Raw genomic sequence first — 3,292 nt, 5'->3', positions numbered from 1 at the left:
CTCCCGCCGCTCTCTAAGCGGGCACTTTACCACTGTACTGTTGCTGCATAATTCTCCTTGCCGATGGGACTAAACTTTTATTGACAATTCCACTTTAGTAAAAAAATCGAAATTTGTCTGGTTTAAAAACAATAATTCCGTAGATTTTGCAACAGGAAGCATAAGCAACTTATCGTCAAAATACCCTTCTTCTAGAAACGTCGGTATATACTCTGATAATTTCGCTTTTGTTAAATATGGCTTAAAATCAAGCAGTTTATCGTATCCTACTTTTTCCTCTATACGGGGGTAGGCTATAAATAAATCGGGCAAAGGTTCCGAGCCTGGCACTTCTGCTACCGCAGCCAAAATATCTTCATCAATAGCACTAGAATCGCTTACCGATGTTACCTCGATAATAACGCCTCTCTGAGCACCCACTGTCCGATTGAAAGCATCTATACTATCATTAAACGGTGACTCGGTCTGACTCCCATAGACATGCCATATGGTAAGTGTTACCGGATTATCTGGATTAAGTTTTGTGTTTTTTCCAGAACATCCAATCAAACAAAAAATCAGCATAATGATACAAACCATAAAGGAACACCGCCGCACTATTCTTTTCATCTAAAGACCCCTCCAATGATTTAAGAATTAAATCCGCTCCTCATTTTTAAGACTTCCTACCCTTTTAGGATTTTGGGTAGGGACGATAATCCCAAAATGTGTAAAATAATAAATAGAATATCAGTCCGTATTGCAATCCTTTATTTTTTAAATATATCACGAACTACTTACTAAATCAAGCCACAAAAGCTCTCGTTTTCAGCTTTCTACAAATACACAACATGTGCAATTATTACCCCATAAGTTATTTTAAGCTATTTTGACTTTATATCCGTTACAGATATAAATAGAGTACATTTTCTTAATCAATATTTTTAAAGGAGGTTTTTTATGAAATATGAAGTGAAGGGTGGCAATCTGCCTGTGGTGATTTGTAATCTCGATGCAGAAGAGGCCATGATTAGTGAAAGCGGCAGCATGAGTTGGATGAGTAGCAATATGAAAATGGAAACTACTTCTGGCGGTGGAATTGGTAAAGTCTTCGGGCGACTTGTCTCTGGTGATTCCATGTTTCAAAATCATTACACTGCAAAAGGTGGCCCCGGAATGATCGCTTTTGCTTCTAGTTTTCCCGGATCGATTCGACCTTTAGACATCAGCGCTGACGCCAGCATGATTGTCCAAAAAAGTGCTTTTCTCGCCTCAACCGCAGGAGTTGAACTCTCTGTTTTTTTTCAAAAGAAATTAGGCAAGGGCCTTTTTGGCGGGGAAGGTTTTATCATGCAACGACTTTCGGGTAACGGAACCGCCTTTATTGAGATTGATGGCCATGGTGTCGAGTATAGTCTAGGGGCTGGACAAGAACTCATCGTCGACACAGGCTATTTAGCTGCCATGGAGGAAACATGCACAATGGATGTTATCACCGTTCCCGGAGTAAAAAACATGCTATTAGGCGGCGAAGGTGTTTTTAACACTGTTGTTAAAGGTCCCGGCCGAGTTATCTTACAAACCATGCCCATTAGTAATGTAGCTGGCATTCTTCAACCTTATCTGACCACCTCAAAATAAAGGATTGGGATCGGTTGTATAAAATATTTGGTTGCTATTTGCCTTAAGTATTTAGAAAAGGAAGGTATATCATGAAAAAAAGAAGTCTTGTATTGGCTTTGTGTTTATTGATAGGGATGATTTTTTTGCTGAGCGGTTGTGGCGATAGCGACGGTGGAACCACTAGTAATGACCCTACTGTGGGGAAATGGAAAGTAGCTGGCGCTGAAATGATGGGTATCATGGTAAGTGGCGAAGAAGTTGGTGATTTTGTTCTAGAGTTTAAAGATAGTGGTAAGGGAACTGCAACTATCGACGGTAGTAATGGTAATTTTTCTTGGAAGCGTGAGGATAACAAAGTTTTAATAGACATGGACGGAGAAAAGCTTGAGGGAAGCATTCAAGATGATGCTATTTTAACCTGTGATGACTTTATGGGAATGGGTCTGAAAGTTTATTTTGTTAAAGAAGGTGCCAATGTCGATATGAGTCAATTCAAAACGACCACCTTTGAATAATACAGATGAAAAGTGAGGATGCATAAATGAAAAAACGACATACCTTTTTACTTATTCTGGCTTTAATTGGCCTTGTTCTGTTCACTGGCTGTGGTCCAAAACCAGACCCTGAGCCTGTGGATACCACCTATAAACCTAATGTTAAATCGGCAATGGTTGGCACTTACACCATCACCCCTACGTGGATTCCTTTTTCAGAACCGGTCATTGCCAAAGAGTATTTTGACAATCAAATCGCGGTAAGCTCTAGTGGGCAATTATTCATCTTGGACGGCAATACGCTAACCGAGTATGCACTCAATGGTGAAAGCTATACCATGGGCACGCGTCTTGATTTGGATAAAGAAGGCAGCTTCATGAGTCGGGACAATACTGATACGCTTTGGATTTCTCCTGGAATCAGCTCAATCATTGGTGTAAAAAATATGCAGCAAACTGTCCAAAGTACGGTCAAAGATTATCTGGCTATTGCTCCAGACGGAAGTTGGGGCCTTACCCATTGGGTCAGCAACCCCATTCAACGGGTAACAAACGTGGATGGGAACCTATCTGCTGAGCCCTGGGCCTTTACGCCCCCTTTGGAGGGAAGCACTTTGGGGATCATTTCCGATATTGCGATCACTGATACCCATGTCATGATTGCTGGAAAAGTGGACGAAGAAGAGCGTATTGCTATTTACGACTACAATGGGAATCTTCAGGCCCTTCTTGGGAATACGGAAATTGGAAATCCTGACTCTTTGGGCTCCGTCACTGGAATGGTGGAGACCAGTAATGGTTTCGTTGCTATAGATGGCAATATGCGAAGCATCATCTTTTGGACTCCGGATTTTCAAGTGATTGGCAACCTTAAACCAGACGAGGTGCTCGGCACCGATTATCCATGGCTTAGTGATCTTGTTCTCCAGCCTGATGGCAGTCTGTTGGTTGCAGCCGCTCAAGACCAGGTCATGCCTGAAGGTTACGAACTTAAAGAAGGTGAAGATGAACCGACTGAAATACTTATTTTCAAATTAACTGGATTTTAGATAAGGACCCACTCGCCGAATCTGTAAATTCCAAAACCAAGGTTTCCTGTGATAGAATAAACTAATCCCATAGGAGGCCTTTTATTATGGCAAAACCAAAGAAACCCGTTCACAAGGTCGAGATGACCGATGGTAAACGCAACATCA

Annotated in this window: 4 protein-coding genes; 3 read left to right on the top strand and 1 reads right to left on the bottom strand. The window is 41.5% G+C overall.

What is annotated here, in order from left to right; genetic code table 11:
- Positions 1-69: 69 nt before the first annotated feature.
- Positions 70-609, bottom strand: a complete 540-nt coding sequence (locus BLW33_RS13785; RefSeq protein ID WP_090310021.1) for a type 2 periplasmic-binding domain-containing protein — start codon at positions 607-609, stop codon at positions 70-72.
- A gap of 330 nt (positions 610-939) precedes the next feature.
- Between BLW33_RS13785 and BLW33_RS13780 the strand changes: the two genes are divergently transcribed.
- From BLW33_RS13780 to BLW33_RS13770, 3 genes are all read left to right on the top strand, one after another.
- The gene (locus BLW33_RS13780) at positions 940-1,620 is read left to right on the top strand and encodes a TIGR00266 family protein (protein WP_090310019.1); all 681 of its coding nucleotides are present in this window, start codon (positions 940-942) and stop codon (positions 1,618-1,620) included.
- A 71-nt stretch (positions 1,621-1,691) separates the two neighbouring features.
- Positions 1,692-2,117, top strand: coding sequence for a hypothetical protein (locus tag BLW33_RS13775; protein ID WP_090310016.1), 426 nt, complete (start codon positions 1,692-1,694; stop codon positions 2,115-2,117).
- Between the two features lie 26 nt (positions 2,118-2,143).
- On the top strand, positions 2,144-3,145 hold the full coding sequence (locus tag BLW33_RS13770; protein ID WP_090310013.1) for a hypothetical protein: 1,002 nt from the start codon (positions 2,144-2,146) through the stop codon (positions 3,143-3,145).
- Positions 3,146-3,292: the final 147 nt, after the last annotated feature.

The organism is Eubacterium aggregans, assembly GCF_900107815.1.
GTDB lineage: Bacteria > Bacillota > Clostridia > Eubacteriales > Eubacteriaceae > Eubacterium_O > Eubacterium_O aggregans.
Note: the sequence above shows the minus strand (reverse complement) of the source record. Positions and strands in the feature narration are given on the sequence as shown.

Bases quoted from the DNA above. Each gene is read 5' to 3' on its own strand.
- BLW33_RS13785 (WP_090310021.1), bottom strand. From the start codon at position 609: ATGAAAAGAATAGTGCGGCGGTGTTCCTTTATGGTTTGTATCATTATG.
- BLW33_RS13780 (WP_090310019.1), top strand. From the start codon at position 940: ATGAAATATGAAGTGAAGGGTGGCAATCTGCCTGTGGTGATTTGTAAT.
- BLW33_RS13775 (WP_090310016.1), top strand. From the start codon at position 1,692: ATGAAAAAAAGAAGTCTTGTATTGGCTTTGTGTTTATTGATAGGGATG.
- BLW33_RS13770 (WP_090310013.1), top strand. From the start codon at position 2,144: ATGAAAAAACGACATACCTTTTTACTTATTCTGGCTTTAATTGGCCTT.